Origin of the sequence: Pseudomonas sp. NPDC086251 (assembly GCF_044746405.1) — a bacterium.
GTDB lineage: Bacteria > Pseudomonadota > Gammaproteobacteria > Pseudomonadales > Pseudomonadaceae > Aquipseudomonas.
The window spans coordinates 60,117-77,530 of record NZ_JBIVBY010000029.1 but is presented as its reverse complement, the minus strand read 5'-3'; the positions used below and the strand labels follow the sequence as shown (position 1 = coordinate 77,530).

General features: G+C 59.3%; 15 protein-coding genes. 8 read left to right on the top strand and 7 right to left on the bottom strand.

All coding sequences use genetic code 11. The features are described from left to right. Positions 1–5: 5 nt before the first annotated feature. Positions 6–1,421: an acetyl-CoA carboxylase biotin carboxylase subunit gene (locus ACIPL2_RS27230; RefSeq protein ID WP_046030798.1), complete on the bottom strand. Its 1,416-nt coding sequence runs from the start codon at positions 1,419–1,421 to the stop codon at positions 6–8. Between the two features lie 190 nt (positions 1,422–1,611). Between ACIPL2_RS27230 and ACIPL2_RS27225 the strand changes: the two genes are divergently transcribed. Next, the gene (locus ACIPL2_RS27225; RefSeq protein ID WP_401361618.1) at positions 1,612–2,574 is read left to right on the top strand and encodes a LysR family transcriptional regulator; all 963 of its coding nucleotides are present in this window, start codon (positions 1,612–1,614) and stop codon (positions 2,572–2,574) included. On the opposite strand, the gene ACIPL2_RS27220 is transcribed toward ACIPL2_RS27225, so the two are convergent. Together ACIPL2_RS27220 and hexR are read right to left on the bottom strand one after the other, a co-directional pair. Further along, the gene (locus tag ACIPL2_RS27220) at positions 2,516–2,725 is read right to left on the bottom strand and encodes a PA3496 family putative envelope integrity protein (RefSeq protein WP_401361616.1); all 210 of its coding nucleotides are present in this window, start codon (positions 2,723–2,725) and stop codon (positions 2,516–2,518) included. The two genes, ACIPL2_RS27225 and ACIPL2_RS27220, sit on opposite strands and share 59 nt — an antisense overlap. A 212-nt stretch (positions 2,726–2,937) precedes the next feature. After that, complete coding sequence (gene hexR / locus ACIPL2_RS27215; RefSeq protein ID WP_008027445.1) at positions 2,938–3,804, bottom strand: transcriptional regulator HexR; 867 nt, start codon at positions 3,802–3,804, stop codon at positions 2,938–2,940. Positions 3,805–4,161: 357 nt separating this feature from the next. Here hexR and ACIPL2_RS27210 point away from each other — a divergent pair, with 357 nt between their 5' ends. After that, complete coding sequence (locus tag ACIPL2_RS27210) at positions 4,162–4,476, top strand: hypothetical protein (protein WP_401361614.1); 315 nt, start codon at positions 4,162–4,164, stop codon at positions 4,474–4,476. A 65-nt stretch (positions 4,477–4,541) separates the two neighbouring features. Here the strand turns inward: ACIPL2_RS27210 and ACIPL2_RS27205 are convergent, their stop codons facing one another. After that, a complete protein-coding gene (locus ACIPL2_RS27205) occupies positions 4,542–7,412 on the bottom strand; it encodes an EAL domain-containing protein (RefSeq protein WP_401361612.1) in 2,871 nt (956 codons plus the stop codon). A gap of 258 nt (positions 7,413–7,670) precedes the next feature. On the opposite strand from ACIPL2_RS27205, the gene uvrD reads away from it, so the two are divergent. From uvrD to ACIPL2_RS27185, 4 genes are all read left to right on the top strand, one after another. Next, positions 7,671–9,854: a DNA helicase II gene (gene uvrD / locus ACIPL2_RS27200; RefSeq protein WP_401361610.1), complete on the top strand. Its 2,184-nt coding sequence runs from the start codon at positions 7,671–7,673 to the stop codon at positions 9,852–9,854. Positions 9,855–9,990: 136 nt separating this feature from the next. Then, positions 9,991–10,431 (top strand): EamA family transporter, encoded by a 441-nt coding sequence (locus ACIPL2_RS27195; protein ID WP_401361608.1) that lies wholly within the window; start codon positions 9,991–9,993, stop codon positions 10,429–10,431. Positions 10,432–10,610: 179 nt separating this feature from the next. After that, positions 10,611–11,483: a Tim44 domain-containing protein gene (locus ACIPL2_RS27190; protein WP_401361606.1), complete on the top strand. Its 873-nt coding sequence runs from the start codon at positions 10,611–10,613 to the stop codon at positions 11,481–11,483. Between the two features lie 136 nt (positions 11,484–11,619). Beyond that, positions 11,620–12,027, top strand: a complete 408-nt coding sequence (locus tag ACIPL2_RS27185; RefSeq protein WP_008156656.1) for an SMI1/KNR4 family protein — start codon at positions 11,620–11,622, stop codon at positions 12,025–12,027. A gap of 160 nt (positions 12,028–12,187) precedes the next feature. On the opposite strand, the gene ACIPL2_RS27180 is transcribed toward ACIPL2_RS27185, so the two are convergent. Beyond that, a complete protein-coding gene (locus ACIPL2_RS27180; RefSeq protein WP_401361604.1) occupies positions 12,188–13,951 on the bottom strand; it encodes a cation:proton antiporter in 1,764 nt (587 codons plus the stop codon). Positions 13,952–14,234: 283 nt separating this feature from the next. On the opposite strand from ACIPL2_RS27180, the gene ACIPL2_RS27175 reads away from it, so the two are divergent. Further along, positions 14,235–14,717, top strand: coding sequence for an acyl-CoA thioesterase (locus tag ACIPL2_RS27175; protein WP_401361602.1), 483 nt, complete (start codon positions 14,235–14,237; stop codon positions 14,715–14,717). 147 nt (positions 14,718–14,864) lie between these two features. Here the strand turns inward: ACIPL2_RS27175 and pdxY are convergent, their stop codons facing one another. Next, positions 14,865–15,737 carry a pyridoxal kinase PdxY gene (pdxY, locus tag ACIPL2_RS27170; RefSeq protein ID WP_401361600.1) on the bottom strand — a complete coding sequence of 291 codons (873 nt, stop codon included), beginning with the start codon at positions 15,735–15,737 and terminating at the stop codon, positions 14,865–14,867. 119 nt (positions 15,738–15,856) lie between these two features. Here pdxY and ACIPL2_RS27165 point away from each other — a divergent pair, with 119 nt between their 5' ends. Next, positions 15,857–16,270, top strand: a complete 414-nt coding sequence (locus tag ACIPL2_RS27165) for a DUF3301 domain-containing protein (protein ID WP_401361598.1) — start codon at positions 15,857–15,859, stop codon at positions 16,268–16,270. A 146-nt stretch (positions 16,271–16,416) separates the two neighbouring features. Here ACIPL2_RS27165 and ACIPL2_RS27160 read toward each other — a convergent pair whose 3' ends face one another. Further along, the gene (locus tag ACIPL2_RS27160; protein WP_401361596.1) at positions 16,417–17,388 is read right to left on the bottom strand and encodes a CobW family GTP-binding protein; all 972 of its coding nucleotides are present in this window, start codon (positions 17,386–17,388) and stop codon (positions 16,417–16,419) included. Positions 17,389–17,414: the final 26 nt, after the last annotated feature.

The window sequence follows — 17,414 nt, the reverse complement described above, 5'->3', positions numbered from 1 at the left end:
ATTCCTCACAGGCCTGCGTGGGCGGCGATGGCGGCGGCGATGGCCAGGGCCAGCTCTTCGGGTTTGCGCTTGATCGAGTAGTTGGTCAGTTCAGGGTGGCTTTCAACGAAGCTGGTGTTGAACTGGCCGCTACGGAATTCCGGGTTGCGCAGGATTTCCTGATAGTACGCGGCGGTGGTCTTGACCCCTTGCAGACGCATGTCGTCGAGGGCGCGCAAGCCACGGTCCATCGCCTCTTCCCAGGTCAACGCCCACACCACCAGTTTCAGGCACATGGAGTCGTAGAAGGGCGGAATGGTGTAACCGGTGTAGATCGCCGTGTCGGTGCGCACGCCGGGGCCGCCGGGGGCGTAGTAACGAGTGATCTTGCCGAAGCTCGGCAGGAAATTGTTTTTCGGGTCTTCGGCGTTGATCCGGAACTGCAACGCGAAACCGCGGTGCTGAATGTCTTCCTGTTTCACCGAAAGCGGCAGGCCGGACGCGATGCGGATCTGCTCACGGACGATGTCGATGCCGGTGATTTCTTCGGTGATGGTGTGTTCCACCTGCACCCGAGTGTTCATCTCCATGAAGTACACCTCGCCCTCGGCGAGCAGGAACTCCACGGTGCCGGCGTTCTCGTAACCCACAGCCTTGGCCGCACGCACCGACAGGTCGCCGATGTAGGCGCGCTGTTCGGGGGTCAGTTGCGGGCTCGGGGCGATTTCGATCAACTTCTGGTTGCGACGCTGGATCGAGCAATCACGCTCGAACAGGTGCACCACGTTGCCGAAGCTGTCGCCGAGGATCTGCGCTTCGATGTGCTTCGGATTGACGATGCACTTTTCCAGGAACACTTCCGCGGAACCGAACGCCTTGGTGGCTTCGGAAATGACCCGCGGGAACGCTTGTTCAAGTTCTTCGCGGCTGTCGCAGCGACGGATACCGCGGCCGCCACCACCGGAGGTGGCTTTGAGCATGACCGGATAACCGATGCGGTCGCCTTCAACCAGGGCTTCGGCGATGTCCGCGACGTTGCCTTCAGTGCCCGGGGTGACGGGCACGCCCGCCTTGATCATGCTGCGACGGGCTTCCGTCTTGTCGCCCATGCGGCGAATCACTTCAGCCGATGGACCGATGAATTTGATGCCGCGCTCGGCGCAGATGTCCGCCAGTTCGGCGTTTTCCGAGAGGAAACCATAGCCGGGATGCAAGGCATCACAACCGGTTTCCACCGCCAGGTTCACCAGCTTGCGCGCATTCAGGTAACCCGCCAGTGGCTCGGCACCGATGCTGTGAGCCTCGTCCGCGCGCTTCACATGCAAGGCATGGCGGTCGGCGTCGGAATAGATCGCGACCGAGCGAATGCCCATCTCGGCGCAGGCACGCACGATTCGTACGGCAATCTCACCACGGTTGGCGATCAGGATCTTTTTTATCACTTGGAGGTTCCCTTGAGCCGGTGGTACCCACGACCTGCTAGACCAGGTCGACGCGTGACCAAATGTTTCGATTTAGTCGCAGCCCCACACTAGCCCCCACAAGGGATTAACAAAAATGATTAATTATTGGGTCAGGCATAAGTAAAGACTTATAGTTGATGCTTCAGCCTGCGGCGAGAGCGCCTAAAAAATGCGTAAGTCCTTGATGCGTATGACATTGCGTCAATTGCAGATTTTCAACGAAGTCTGTGATTTGCGCTCCTACAGCCGTGCGGCTGACGAAATGTCGCTCACACAGCCGGCTGTCAGCCTACAGATCCGTCAACTTGAGGAACTGATTGGTCAGCCTTTGTTCGATTACGTCGGCAAAAAACTCTACATGACGGAAGCGGCCGAAGCACTCCAGCGCGCCAGCCGGGACATTTTCGGGCGCCTGGAAAACCTCGATATGCAGCTCTCGGACATGCAAGGGTCGTTGCAGGGTCAGCTGAAACTGGCGGTGGAATCCAGCGCCAAGTATTTCGTGCCGCACCTGTTTGCCGCGTTCAAGCGCCAGCACCCTGAAGTGAACCTGCAACTGACGGTGGTCAATCGCGGGCAAGTGATTCGACGCCTGTCGGACAACCGTGATGACCTGGTGATCATGTCCATGGTGCCGCAGGACATGGGGCTAGAGTTCTTGCCGTTCCTCAACAACCCGATCGTTGCCGTGGCGCCACCCGATCATCCGCTGTGCCACATGGGCCCGCTGCGCTTGCAGGATCTTGAACCGTACACCCTGCTGATGCGCGAACTCGGCTCCGGGACGCGGCTGGCGTGTGAAGAGTATTTCAAAGAGAAACGCGTGCACTTCAACCAGACCCAGGAAGTCTCGTCGGCCGAAGCTCAGCGTGAATGTGTGGTGGCGGGTCTGGGCGTGGCGCTGTTGACGCGACACGCCCTGAACCTTGAATTGGCGACCGGCGGGCTGATCGAACTGCCGGTCGAAGAGCTGCCGCTGTACCGCAGCTGGTGCCTGGTGCAGGCCAAGGCTAAACGGCTGTCACCGGTGGCTCACGCATTCCTTGCGTTTATTCGTAGCGAACGGGTGCAGATCAGCGCGCTGGTTGAGCGTTTCGACGGGAAGTTGCCGGCGCTGCCTGCCAGTAGTTGAGTTCCAACTCAGGAAAATCACCAATCTCGGCCAGTAGCTGACGGCGTTCGCAGCGGTCTTCGATAGCGCGGCGGAATTCCATGCGGCGCTGGTCTTCTTGCTGACGACGGGTTTTGACAGCGCTGTTGCGTTCTTCGTAGGGCTGGGCCATTTCGAGTCTCCCAAGGCGAGTACGGGAGTTACACGATGAACGCTGGGGATGACGGTTTGGCGGCGGGCCGGTTACAGGGATGTGAACATTGGCGAAGGGTGTGGCGAGTTTGAGGACGCCTTCGCGAGCAAGCCCGCTCCCACAGGATAACGCGATCAAAATGTGGGAGCGAGCCTGCTCGCGATTAAGGTCGGAACGACCTTACGACGACGTCAGTCGTCCAGCGCTTTCACCGATTTGGGCGACAAGCGCAAACTGCGAAGGCTGCGTTTGACGCTCTTGAGGTGATTGACCAGGCTCGGCCCGCGCGCCATGGCCACGCCCATCGCCAACACGTCGATCACCACCAGGTGGGCGATACGCGAGGTCAGCGGCGTATAGATTTCAGTGTCTTCATGCACATCGATCGCCAGGTTGACAGTCGACAGCTCGGCTAACGGCGTCTGACTCGGGCACAGCGTGATCAGCGAAGCGCCGCTTTCGCGCACCAGATTCGCGGTGATCAACAAGTCTTTGGAACGCCCGGACTGGGAAATGCAGATCGCCACATCAGTTGGCTTCAAAGTAACCGCCGACATCGCCTGCATGTGCGGGTCGGAATACGCCGCAGCAGTCAGCAGCAAACGGAAGAACTTGTGCTGGGCATCCGCCGCTACTGCGCCCGAGGCGCCAAAACCATAGAACTCGACACGTTGGGCCTGGGACATGAGCGACACCGCCCGCTGCAGTTCCACCGGATCGAGCTTCTCGCGAACTTCCATCAGCGTGTGCAAGGTGGTGTCGAAGATTTTCAGGCTGTAGTCAGCCACCGAATCGTCTTCATGGATCGCGAACTGCCCGAAGCTCGCGCCCGCCGCAAGGCTTTGCGCCAGCTTCAACTTCAAGTCCTGGAAACCGGAACAACCAATGGCACGGCAAAACCGCACGATGGTCGGCTCGCTGATGCCCACGCTGTGGGCCAGGTCGGCCATGGAACTGTGCATCACCGCCGCAGGGTCAAGCAGCACGTGGTCGGCGACCTTGAGCTCCGACTTGCGTAACAGGTGGCGTGACTGGGCGATGTGTTGCAGCAGATTCAAGGGGCTGGACTCTTTGTTATTGGCAGGTGCCGGGGATGTAGCAAGCTTGTAGTTATACTACATGAATCGGCTTTTTGCCTGCTCAATGCGTAACCATATCCCTCGACTACAGGTGCGCGCGCTCGATGTAGCGCTTGTCGCCGGTGTCCTGGCGAGTCATCGATTCACGCCCTCCAAGGTAATAACGGCAACTAGGCGAATCACTTTAAGTCTCTCTTGTTAGTTGCCAAGCGATTAACACCATCAAACATACAACCTTACAAATGCAAACCGTATATACCCACCACAAATAAATTTAGTTGGGTATATTGCTCGGGCAGGAAGCAACATCACTTAAATTAAAAGGAGTTACACACTATGAGCATTAAAACCAAAAACTGGACCGCACAAATCGACCGCATGCCTGTTGCACCTTCTTTCCGCACCTTTGGCACCGTGACCGTAGCGCACACGGGCATTACGCCAAAACTGGAAATGAGTGCAATTCAAGACAAATCCTTTGATCTGCGACTGGAGTTGAAACTTGAAAACTCCAATGAAATCTCGTTGCAGGTCGAAACGGATAAATTGGTTGAATATAAAGTACTGGGTGATTCCAACGTCACTGGCGTCAGTATCTTCTACGAAGGTAAGTTGCTGCATCATATTGATAAAGTGCTGATTACCAACTAACAGCACATCGCTTCAAGGCTTCCCGTCAATCCACTACAGAAGCTGACGGGAAGCTTTCCACTCGCTCAGTCTGCGCCCTGCTCTCGTAGCAGAGCAGCCAGCCCATCCGCCTCAATCGGCCGGCTGATCAAATACCCCTGCACCTCATCGCAGTGTTCGCCCTTGAGAAACTCAAGCTGCTCTGCCCGCTCCACTCCCTCAGCCACCACTTTCAACGACAAGCCGTGCGCCATGGCAATGATTGCCCGGGTGATGGCCGTGTCCACACTGCCCTCGCCCAGACCGCTGATAAACGCCTGGTCAATCTTCACGTAATCCACCGGAATACGCTTGAGGTAGCTCAGGGACGAATAGCCAGTGCCGAAATCGTCGATCGCCAGTTTTATCCCCAGATCGCGCAACTGCTGGAACGTCGCGATGATGTGCTCGACGCTGTCCAGCAACTGGCTTTCCGTGAGCTCCAGCTCAAGGTAGTGCGGCGCCAGGCCGGTTTCTTCCAGCACCTGGCGAACCAGACTGACCAATTTGCCCTGACGCAGTTGATGCACCGACAGATTGACCGACACCCGAATCGGCGCAAGCCCCTGGCGCTGCCATTCGCACGCCTGCCAACAGGCCTGACGCAATACGAACTCGCCGATGGGGCCAATCAGCCCGGTTTCCTCGGCCAGCCCGATGAAATCCCCCGGCGGCACTTGGCCCAGCGTCGGATGATCCCAGCGCACCAGCGCCTCGGCGGCATTCAAGCGGCCCGTGGCGAGGCACAGTTTCGGCTGGTAAAACACCTTCAGTTGCTTCTCTTCGATGGCTTTGCGCAGCTGATTTTCCAGCTGCAAGCGCTCCAGCGTGCTGGCTTGCAAGCTGTCGGTGTAGAACTGGAAATTGTTGCCACCCAAATGCTTGGCATGCTGCATGGCCATGTTCGACTGGCTGACCAACGCGGAAATCTCACGCGCGTTGTCCGGCAACAGGCTGATGCCCATGGACGCACTGACCACCAGTTCATGACCGTCGACGGTCACTGGCAAGCGCAGCTTGCTGGACAAGCGTGTCGCCACCCGCGCCAGGCTTGAGAGGTTGCCGTAGGCGTTGAACAACACCGCGAACTCATCGCCGGACAATCGTGCAATGGTGTCCGCCTCAGGCAGCGCATTGACCAGTCGCCGGGCCATTTTCTGCAACAGCTGGTCAGCGATCTCATGGCCGAGGCTATCGTTGAGCAGCTTGAAGCGATCCAGATTGATGTGCAGCAACGCCAGGCTGCGGTGGACGCCCTGGCGTACGCGCTGATGAGCCTCGTTTAATCGTTCGCGGAACAGCGAACGGTTGGCAAGGCCGGTCAGTTCGTCGTAATGAGTCAAGTAGCGCATGCGCTCTTCGGATTCGCGCCGAGCCGACAGATCGGCGAAGAAGCCCACAATATGGCTCACGTTTCCCCGAGCATCACGCACCGTATTCAGTTGCAACAGCTGCGGATACAACTCGCCATTCTTGCGGGTTTCCACCAGTTCGCCTTGCCAGCTGCCGTGCTGTTCCAGCGCCTGATGAATCGCCCCGTAGTGCCGACGGGCATCGCGACTGCACGGCAACTCGACCACGTTGCGCCCGAGCATGTCCTCGATGTCATAGCCAGTGACCCGGCTGAAGGCTTGATTGACCGCGATCAGCGCGTAATTGGGGTCGAAAATCACGATGCCTTCGCTGGCCGCTTCAAATACGGTTGCCGCCAGTTGCCGTTGCGCTTCCAGGCTTTTGCTGGCACTGATGTCGCGTCGGGTACCAACCATGCGAATCACCCGGCCATTTTCGCTGCGCTCAACCGCGCGGCCCCGGTCCTCGATCCAGACCCAGTGACCGTCACCATGGCGCACGCGGTATTCGATCTGGTAATCCTCAGTGCGGCCCTTCAAATGCTCGACCAGCGCGCGCTTCAGTGCTGGCAAATCATCGGGGTGCAGGCGTGGTTTGAGGTGACGCAACATCGCCGTCACGTAGTCCGGCTCCAGGCCAAACAATTCTTGAAGTTGAGTGTGATGGACTTCATCGGTTTGCAGGTTCCAGTCCCACAAACCCAGCTCACTGGCCTTCAACGCCAGCGCCAGACGCGCTTCACTTTTGCTCAGCGCCTGATTGGCGGCGTCCAGTTCCAGGCTGCGCTGGGCGACACGGCTTTCCAGACCGATCTGAATTTCACGCAGTTCGTCTTCAGCACGACGACGCTGGTCGATTTCCTTGGCCAGCTTTTGATTGAGCTGGTCGCTGCAGTTTTGCGCTTGCTGCAAATGCTCAATCAGCGCCTGATTCTGGAACCGCCGCAACAGCCCGCTATCAATCAATCGATTGACCTGCCAGGCGACGACGCTCAATGCGCCGAGCAGAATCAGGCCGAACCAGCCCCAACCCTGACCTTGCTCATCTCCGCCCCAGAACAAATAGCCGATGGCCGGCAACAGACAGGGCAAGGTAAAGGACAGGAAGGCTGGCAGGCTGACGGCGTAGGCAACGCTGGCCGAGAGGGCCGCGGCGCCGATCAGGCCGAAGACCCAGGCTTGCTGCATGAAGTTGTCTGCAGGGGCCAGCGCAATGCCGGCGCCGGCCAGGGTCAGGCCGGTGAGACCCGAGCCGAGCAGAAACATGCGACGCCAGATCGGATGAGCCTGCCGGTTGGGGATCGCGGAATCGAAGGCCGCCACCTGAATCACCCGCAGCGCCACCAGCGACAACAACCACACCAGCCAGACGCTGACCAGGAAGTAGCGCTGCGGACTCCAGAGCAACCCGGCGCAGACCAGACCATTGATCAACATGAACAGCGTGGGCAGCAGCGAGCCTTGGTAAAGCAGGCGCGTGCGTTCGACCGCCATTTCCATGGCGTACTGTTTACGGATAACCCGGGGCTCCACAGTGGGGCCCGACAGGTCGGAGCTGAGGGTCATAGGCAATGTTCTTGTTCTTATAATGATGAGCATGAGCCCGAAACGTCGACGGAGCATACACAAGCCAGTGCCCGGACCAAACTGCCCCAAGTCATAAAATAGACGAAAGTCTCGACCGCCCGCACCCGCGTAAAAGCAGGCAAGCGAGCCCCGCCAACGCTTGCAGCCAGTGACCGACCGGTCGTCCTCCAACTATCTTTCATCGGCTAAAGCGATGCGGGGTTTGCCCGGTGTGACGCCGCCCCCTAGAATGCCCCGATGCGCGATGATCTCTCCCTTCTGCTGAACTCCCTCAACGATGCCCAACGTCAGGCCGTAGCTGCCTCCGTGGGTCGTCAGTTGGTCCTGGCCGGTGCTGGTTCCGGTAAAACCCGAGTGCTGGTGCACCGTATCGCCTGGTTGATCCAGGTCGAAAACGCCTCGCCCCACTCCATCCTGTCGGTGACCTTCACCAACAAGGCCGCTGCGGAGATGCGTCATCGCATCGAGCAGCTGATGGGTATCAACCCGGCCGGCATGTGGGTCGGCACCTTCCACGGCCTGGCGCACCGCTTGCTGCGGGCGCACTGGCAGGAAGCCGGCCTGAGCCAGACCTTCCAGATTCTCGACAGTGACGACCAGCAACGGCTGGTCAAGCGGGTGATCCGCGAGCTGGGCCTGGATGAGCAACGCTGGCCAGCCCGTCAGGCCCAATGGTTCATTAATGGGCAGAAAGACGAAGGTCTGCGCCCAAAACACATTCAAGCCAGTGGCGACCTGTTCCTGGCGACCATGCGCAACATCTATGAAGCCTATGAGGCGGCGTGCCTGCGCGCCGGCGTCATCGACTTCTCCGAGCTGCTGCTGCGCGCGCTCGACCTGTGGCGCGATCACCCGGGCCTGCTGGCGCATTATCAAAAGCGCTTCCGGCACATTCTGGTGGACGAGTTCCAGGACACCAACGCCGTGCAGTACGCCTGGTTGCGTTTGCTGGCCAAGGGCGGCGACAGCCTGATGGTGGTCGGCGACGACGATCAGTCGATCTACGGCTGGCGTGGCGCAAAAATCGAAAACATCTATCAGTACTCCGACGACTTCCCGGACGCCGAAACCATTCGCCTGGAGCAGAACTACCGCTCCACCGCCGGGATCCTCAAGGCCGCCAACGCCTTGATCGCCAACAACACCGGACGCATGGGCAAAGAGCTGTGGACCGAGGGCGGCGAAGGCGAAGCGATCAACCTGTACGCCGCGTTCAATGAGCACGATGAAGCGCGTTACGTTGTCGAAACCATTGAAAGCGCGCTGAAAACAGGCCTGGCTCGCAGCGATATCGCGATTTTGTACCGCTCCAACGCCCAATCGCGCGTTCTGGAAGAAGCCTTGCTGCGCGAGCGCATTCCGTATCGCATCTATGGCGGCCAGCGCTTCTTCGAGCGGGCGGAAATCAAGAACGCCATGGCTTACCTGCGCTTGCTGGAAGGCCGTGGCAATGATGCGGCGCTGGAGCGGGTGATCAACGTTCCTGCCCGTGGCATCGGTGAAAAAACCGTCGAAGCGATTCGCGACCACGCGCGCCACAGCGATGTGTCGATGTGGGAAGCGATGCGCCAATTGGTGGCCAACAAAGGCCTGACGGGTCGTGCCGCCGGGGCGCTCGGAGCGTTTATCGAGTTGATCGAGAACCTCGCCGCCAAGTGCATGGACATGCCGCTGCACCTGATGACCCAGACCGTCATCGAACAGTCGGGGCTGATTGCCTACCACGAAGCGGAAAAAGGCGAGAAAGGCCAGGCACGGGTAGAAAACCTTGAGGAACTGGTCAGCGCCGCGCGCAACTTCGAAAACGCTGAAGAAGATGAGGACCTGACGCCGCTGGCAGCCTTCCTCGGTCATGCGTCGCTGGAGGCCGGGGACACTCAGGCCGACGAGCACGAAGACAGCATTCAGCTGATGACCCTGCACAGCGCCAAGGGCCTGGAATTCCCGTACGTGTTCCTGGTGGGCATGGAAGAAGGCCTGTTCCCGCACAAGATGAGCCTGGAAGAGCCCGGCCGCTTGGAGGAAGAGCGTCGCCTGGCCTACGTCGGCATCACCCGCGCCATGCAAAACCTGGTGATGACCTATGCTGAAACCCGACGCCTGTACGGCAGCGAAACCTACAACAAGGTGTCGCGTTTCGTACGGGAAGTGCCGAAAGGCCTGATCCAGGAAGTGCGGCTGTCCAACAGCGTCAGCCGCCCGTTCGGCGGTGGCCAGCAGCAGAGCGCCAGCAGCCTGTTTGGTGGCAGCGAGATCCCGGACACCGGGTTCAGCCTCGGTCAGACCGTGCGACATTCGGTGTTCGGCGACGGCGTGATCCTGAACTTCGAAGGCGCCGGGGCTCAGGCTCGGGTGCAGGTGAATTTCAGCGAAGGCAGCAAGTGGCTGATGCTCGGCTATGCGAAGCTGGAAGCAATCTGAAGCTCGCCTGAGGGCTAATGTGGGAGCGGGCTTGCTCGCGAAGGGGCCGTGTCAGCAGACATCAATGTTGACTGACACACCGCTTTCGCGAGCAAGCCCGCTCCCACAGGGTTAAGCGCTAACCAAAGGAAAAATCATGGGCTCAGGCTTCTTTTCTTCCTGGACATTCTGGGCCCTGATGTCGGCAGTTTTCGCCGCGATGACCGCAATCTTTGCCAAAGTCGGCATCGAAAACGTCAATTCCGACTTCGCCACCCTGTTGCGCACCGTGGTGGTTTTGGTCAGCCTGGCCTTGATTTTGTATGCGACGGGCCAATATCAGTCATTAGGATCTATCTCCGCCAAGAGCTATTTATTCCTGCTGCTGTCTGGTCTTGCCACCGGTGCCTCGTGGATTTGCTATTTCCGGGCGCTGAAACTTGGCCCGGCCTCGCTCGTCGCCCCAGTCGACAAGCTCAGCGTGGTGCTTGTGGCGGTGCTGGGCGTGATCCTGCTGGGAGAGCGGCTCGACCTGCGCCAGTGGGGCGCAATCGCTCTGATCACGGCCGGCGTGGTCATGTTGGCACTGCGCCGCTAGGCAGCCCTTCTACAGAACTTATCCATTCCTCCTACAGACCAACGTTAACAGGCCTTTTGGCGCTGACTGAAGCTGAACGCAACCTGTCAGGCAAAAGCCCGAAACACTCTGCCGCTAGCCAGTATCACTTCAGCTGTGCAACATGGCGCGCGTGCCATCCACAAATGGGAATTCCCTTTATGAAACGTTTTCTTAGCATCGCCATGGCGTTGTGCATCGGCCTGACGATGAGCCTCGACGCCAACGCCAAGCGCTTTGGTGGCGGCAAAAGCGTCGGCGCCGCGCCGACCCACCAAACCAGCCAAATGGCTCCTTCTTCTGCCGCGGGCGGCGCTGCTGCGACCGCTGGTGCTGCCGGTGCCGCTGGCACTGCTGCAAAAGCCGGCGGTGCTTCGCGCTGGCTCGGCCCTCTGGCCGGTATCGCGGCCGGTGGCCTCCTGGCCTCCATGTTCATGGGCGGCGGCTTCCAGGGCATGCAGATCTTCGACATCCTGATCATGGCGGTCATCGCCTTCCTGGTCTTCCGTTTCATCGCCGCTCGTCGTCGCAAGCAGCAGGAGCACCTGGCTCCAGCCGGCGCGCCGATGCAGCGTGAAGTGTTCGAGCAGAAGCCAGCAGGCATGGGTTCGATCTTCGGCGGTTCGGCCGCTCCGGTTGCCGCTCGTCCGGTGATCAATGCACCGGCCTGGTTCAATGAAAAGAATTTCATTGAAGCGGCCCGCAACCATTTCCAGTCCCTGCAGCAGCATTGGGACGCCAACGAAATGGACAAGATCGCCGAGTTCGTGACCCCGCAAATGCTGGAGTTCCTCAAGCGCGAACGTGCCGACCTGGGCGAAGGTTTCCAGTCCACCTACATCGATAACCTCAATGTACAACTGGACGGTGTGGATGATCGCGCCGACAAGACCATCGCCACCCTGACCTTCACCGGTGTGTCGAAAACCTCGCGTTTCGACCAGGGCGAAGTGTTCAGCGAAAGCTGGAACATGGAACGCCCTCAAGGCGAAAACCAGCCTTGGCTGGTCGCCGGTATCCGCCAGAACGGCTGATCCGCTCTGCGTTAAGTACGTTGTAATAAAAACCCCGGCCTCGGCCGGGGTTTTCTATTTCGCGGTTGCATCTATAGCGAGCTACTGTATAAACCGCCCCAACTAAACCGCGCCATCAAGCAAGAGGATCCCGGACGTGGAAGAAATCATCGAACAACTGCGTGAAGCCAACGAACCGGTACCGGTCCCCTTGGAGCTGCCTGACGAAGATCAACTGGTGGAAATCGAAGAACAGCTGTTCATCGACATCCCGTTTGTCTTCAGAGAATTTTTGCTGACCGTCAGCGACGTGGTCTACGGCAGCCTGGAACCGGTGACCGTCACCGACCCGCAATCCCACACCTACCTGCCAGATGTTGCCGCTAACGCCTGGGATGCTGGCGTTGATCGCAGCATGATCCCGATCTGCCAGGACGGTGATAACTACTACCTCGTCGAAGAGGATGGCACCGTGGTGCTGTGGCTGGCCGAAGAAGAACTGATTGCCGAAGAAACCTGGGAATCGGTATGGCACTGGGCGCGGGACGTCTGGCTGGAAAGCTGATCTTCCGTATCCCCCGACTCTGTAGCAGCTGCCGAAGGCTGCGTTCGGCTGCGCAGCAGTCGTAAATCAGTCAGTGAGGTGTTTCAGGTCAACCGAGTCAGCAGGTTTACGACTGCTTCGTAGCCGAACGCAGCCGTCGGCAGCTGCTACAGGGGTTATGTCAGTGGCCGGATGCATCCTTGTGGTTGTCCAGGGTTTCCAGCAAGGCCACCTGCATCCGCGTGTGCACGCGGATGAACCAGCGCCAAAGCAGCGCCGCTACGGCGGCCGCGACCACGACGATCAGTACCAGCAACTTGTTGGTCGGCAGAATACTGGCCGACAAGGCTGCCAACAGCAGGAAAATCACCAACAGCGAGAGAATCGGGATCACTTCAGCGATCACCCGGCGCACTCGCTGTGTGTGTCGGCCGGCCATCTCCGGCTTCACGCCCATCTCCGCCAACAGCATCGACAGCGCCTTGAGCTTGCGATAGGCGGCGATCAGGAACGGCAGCGACAACAGCAGCGCCCCACCCCAGATCAACGCTTTCTGCCAGCTCGGGTCGCTGATCCAGCCCTGCAAATACGTGGACATGCGCTCAGCGAAGTACGCGCCCGAAAAGAAAATCGCAATCACCAGCGCCAGATTGACCCCTACCTGCAACAGAATCCGCCGAATCATCGACGCCAGCAGCGCGCCCTCGCCCTGCGGCTGGATGCTGCGCAGCCATTCGCCGTACATGCCCAACACGCGCCCCAACCGCTGCGGCATCACCGCTGCCAGTTTGATCGATAGTGGGTCAGCGGCGCGGATCAGATAGGGTGTCAGCAGCGTGGTGATCACGGAGACGGCCACGGCCACCGGATAGAGGAAGTTGCTGGTGACCTGCAGCGTCATGCCCAGCGCCGCGATGATGAAAGAGAATTCACCAATCTGCGACAGACCCATACCGACCCGCAGTGAGGTGCGTCCGTCATTACCGGCGATAAAGGCGCCGAGCCCGCAGGACAGCATCTTGCCGAGTACTACCGCCACGGTGATTACCGCGATCGGCCAGGCGTATTGCAGCAGGATCATCGGATCAAGCATCAGTCCGATAGCGACGAAGAAGATCGCACTGAACAGGTCGCGAACCGGTTCGATCAATCGCTCGATCTTCAGTAATTGCCGGGACTCGGCCATGATCGCACCAATCAGGAAGGCGCCAAGGACCATGCTGTATTCAAGTTTGACCACCAGCAGGCAGAAGCCAAAACACAGGCCCAACACCGTAATCAGCAGCATCTCGTTGCTTTCAAACTTGGCCACGTAGGCCAACAGTCGCGGCACCAGCAGAATGCCGATGACCAGTGCAACGATCATGAACAACGAGAGCTTGCCGACCGTAGAAAACACTTCGCCGGAACTCACCGTACCGCTGACCGCGATGCTCGACAGCAAGGCGATGATGCCGATACCGAGGATGTCCTCGACGATCAACACGCCGAAGATCAGCTGGGCAAAGCGCTCGTTTTTCATCTTCAGGTCGTTGAGCGCCTTGACGATGATGGTGGTCGAGGAAATCGCCAGGATCGCGCCGAGAAACAGCGAGTCCATGGTGTTCCAGTCGAACCAGCGGCCGATTTCGTAGCCGATCCAGATCATCAGCACGATTTCCAGGAACGCCGCGATAAACGCTGTCGCGCCGACCTTGAGCAGTTTGCGCAAGCTGAATTCCAGGCCCAGGCAGAACATCAGGAAAATCACCCCGAGTTCGGCGAGGGTCTTGATGGTTTCTTCGTCGTGGATCAAGCCGAAGGGCGGCGTGTGCGGGCCGATGATGAAGCCGGCGACGATGTACCCCAGAACCACCGGCTGTTTGAAGCGATGAAACAGCACGGTCACCACACCCGCGACCAACATGATCACTGCCAGGTCCTGAATAAAACTGATGGCATGCATGGTGTGGGCTCCTGGGGTGACATTGCTCAGGTGCCGGACGCGGGAAAGGTCCGATCGAGCAAAGTAAAAAATCCGCTTTCCGCGTAGGAATTGCCCTTGAGGTGGGCTTTTGAAGGGTAACACCGCGACTTCCGGCAGAAAGGCGGTGCAATATATGGAAACAGATCGATCCGGCGTGACGGCGACCACCCGCCCGGCGTCCCGATAACTGTGGTTTGTAAAAACCGACCAGGCATCCGCAGAGGTGCGTCCCCGAAACCCTGCCTTGAACCGTGAGAATGCTATGGAACCCGGAAATGCCCAGCTGTCTATGACGGTATTGATGACCCCCGACATGGCCAACTTCTCTGGCAATGTCCACGGCGGTACCCTGCTCAAATACCTCGACGAAGTGGCCTACGCCTGCGCCAGCCGTTATGCCGGCCGCTACGTGGTGACCTTGTCGGTAGATCAGGTGATTTTTCGCGAGCCGATTCATGTCGGCGAACTGGTGACCTTCCTGGCCTCGGTCAACTACACCGGCAACACCTCCATGGAGGTGGGCATCAAGGTGGTGACCGAGAACATTCGCGAGCGCTCGGTGCGCCACACCAACAGCTGCTTCTTCACCATGGTCGCGGTGGATGACGCCCGCAAACCCGCTGTCGTGCCGCCCCTGCAACCGCAGAACAGCGAAGACAAGCGTCGTTTCATGCAGGCCCAGCAGCGCCGGCAGATTCGTCAGGAACTGGAAAAGCGCTATCAGGAAATCAAGGGCGACTCCTGAGCTGTTCAGTAGGCTTGATGTCGTTCATTAGATAGTCTTCGCGAGCAAGCCCGCTCCCACATTAGGTCTCTGTCGTACACAAAATTTGTGTTCACAGGAGATCCAGTGTGGGAGCGGGCTTGCTCGCGAATGGGGTCAACCCGCAACTCAGAGGCTGATCGCCGTCGCCTCGAACCGCACCCGCGGATGGGCTATTCGGTCTTGAGCCCGCACCAGTTCCAGCTCATAGCTGGAACACGCCTGGGTTTCCAGCAGCACTTCGTGCACCGCCGACGCGGCGAACTCGAAGGCCGCCACCAAGCTGTCGCCCAACAGCACCCGTGCCAGAAACAGCCCGGAGGTCAGGTCGCCGACACCCACCGGCTGACGTGGAAACGCCAACAGCGGACGGCGCAAATGCCAGCTTTCCTCGGCCGTCACCAGCAGCATCTCGAAGACGTCCGACGGTTTGCCGGGATAGTCCAGATGCTTGACCAGCACTGCCTTCGGACCGCGCACCAGCAGCGCTCGCGCCATGGCGAGGCAGTCGAACAGCGATTGCGGCTTGCGCCCGGAAAAGCTGTCCAGTTCCAACTGGTTCGGGCACATGAAGTCCGCCACGGCAGCCGCTTCCTGCAACAGGAAATCGCTGACTTCCGCGGGCACGCTGCAACCTTTCTCCGGGTGGCCCATCACCGGGTCACACAGATAGAGCGCCTTAGGATTCATCGACTTGATCCGCGCCACGCCCGACAGAATTGCCCGTCCCTGCGCCGCACTGCCGAGGTAACCGGACAGGACCGCATCACAGTTGCCCAGCTCACCAATCGCAGCGATGCCTTCGACCAACTCGGGAATCTGCTGTGGCGCCAGCACCTCGCCGGCCCACTGCCCGTATTGGGTGTGGTTGGAGAACTGCACGGTATTGAGCGGCCACACATTCACCCCGACCCGCTGCATCGGGAAAACCGCGGCGCTGTTGCCAGCGTGGCCGAACACCACGTGGGACTGGATGGCGAGCAGATGGGGCGTACGTTTCATTCGGTGAGTTTTCCGTAAACGATTGAAATTGGAGCCGCGCAGTATGCGACTAAACGCAGCCTGTACGACAGACCGGCGACGCAGTTAAGCTGACACTATCTTGTTGGAGCAACCTGTTGATGCTGACCCTCGGAAATATCTTCGTGCTGATGCTGTTCGCCACGGGCGGCGCATGGCTCTGGCACAACCACGGCCTGCGCGAACGCGCGCTGGAGCGGGTCAAGCAGCATTGCAGCAAGCTTGGCATCGAGTTGCTGGATGGCAACGTGGCGTTGAAAAGAATCGCTTTCATCAAAGACGCCAGCGGTCGGCGGCGCCTGGCCCGTGTGTATAACTTTGAATTTACCGTGACCGGAGAAACCCGCCACACCGGCACCATCACCCAGTTCGGCGCCCACAGTGCGCAGATCGAGCTGGCGCCCTACCCAATGCCACACGACGACACTCCGCCGGTGGTCGACGTGGTCAAGCCCCGCGCCGAGGTGATCGAGCTGAGCCAATGGCGGCAGGAACACACCAAGTGGCGGCCGTAAGGTTGATGTTAGCCAGTTAGAACCCTTCGCGGGCAAGCCCGCTCCCACATTGATCTCCGTCGTGCACAAACTTCATGTTCGCTGGAGATCCAGTGTGGGAGCGGGCTTGCCCGCGAAGAGGCCCTCAAAAACCACCCAATAACTCACTAATTCTCTTGATTCCGGCAACCCGCCAAGCCTTTCTGCAGCAATTCAACATTCTGCGGCTCACTAAAGATCAGCTCAATCCGCGAATCCCGCCGCCACTCACTGTCTTGCCAATTCAACCCCGAGTTATCCACCGCATTAACCGAAACCCAACCCTCAGCGCTGTGGATAACCAGCTTCGCCCGCCGCCATGCAAGACCTTCAAGCCACCGCCTAACAAGTGCAGTATCGAATACCTGGCTCGGATGCCAACGCCAGCCAATGCTCCAGCCACCCTCCTGCTCCTGGCTCATACAAATCGGTAGTGCAGGATCAGTCCAGATGGCCGGCATCTGCGCCACTCCTTTAGGCGCAATAAAGTTATCCACACCCGCTACTGCCTGAACGCCAAGACCCGGTAATTCGCTCAACGGCAGCTGCGCCTGCTGCGTCCAAAACAGAGGACGAGCAGGCAACCGTGTGGCGATTCGTTGCCGATCGTTGTCGTCGAGACCTTCCGCCTTGTTCAGCAGCAACAAACCCGCGCTGCTCAACGCTTCCTGTTGCGACTCGGGCAGCGCTTTGCCCACAGCGAGCGCTTGGGCATCCAGCACCAATACGCAAGGCTGTACTGCCAGTACGCCTACCCAAGGTGCTTCATTCAACTGTTTGAGCAACTGTGCCGGATGTCCCAACCCCGAGGGCTCGATGAACAGCCGATCCGGCCGCGCCTTGCGCAGCAACCTTCCGAGGCCGATCTGAAACGGCGCACCGTTGACGCAACACAAGCAGCCCCCGGCCACTTCACCCAGTGCGATACCATCGGCGTCCTGGGTCAGCAGCGCGGCGTCGAGGCCAATCTGGCCGAATTCGTTGATCAGCACCGCCCAGCACTCGCCGACCGGCCGCTGCATCAGCAAGTTCTTGATCAGGCTAGTCTTGCCGGCACCCAGCGGACCCGCAACGACGTGAGTGGGGATGTTCTGCAACATAATCAATGTTTTCGAAGGAGATAAAG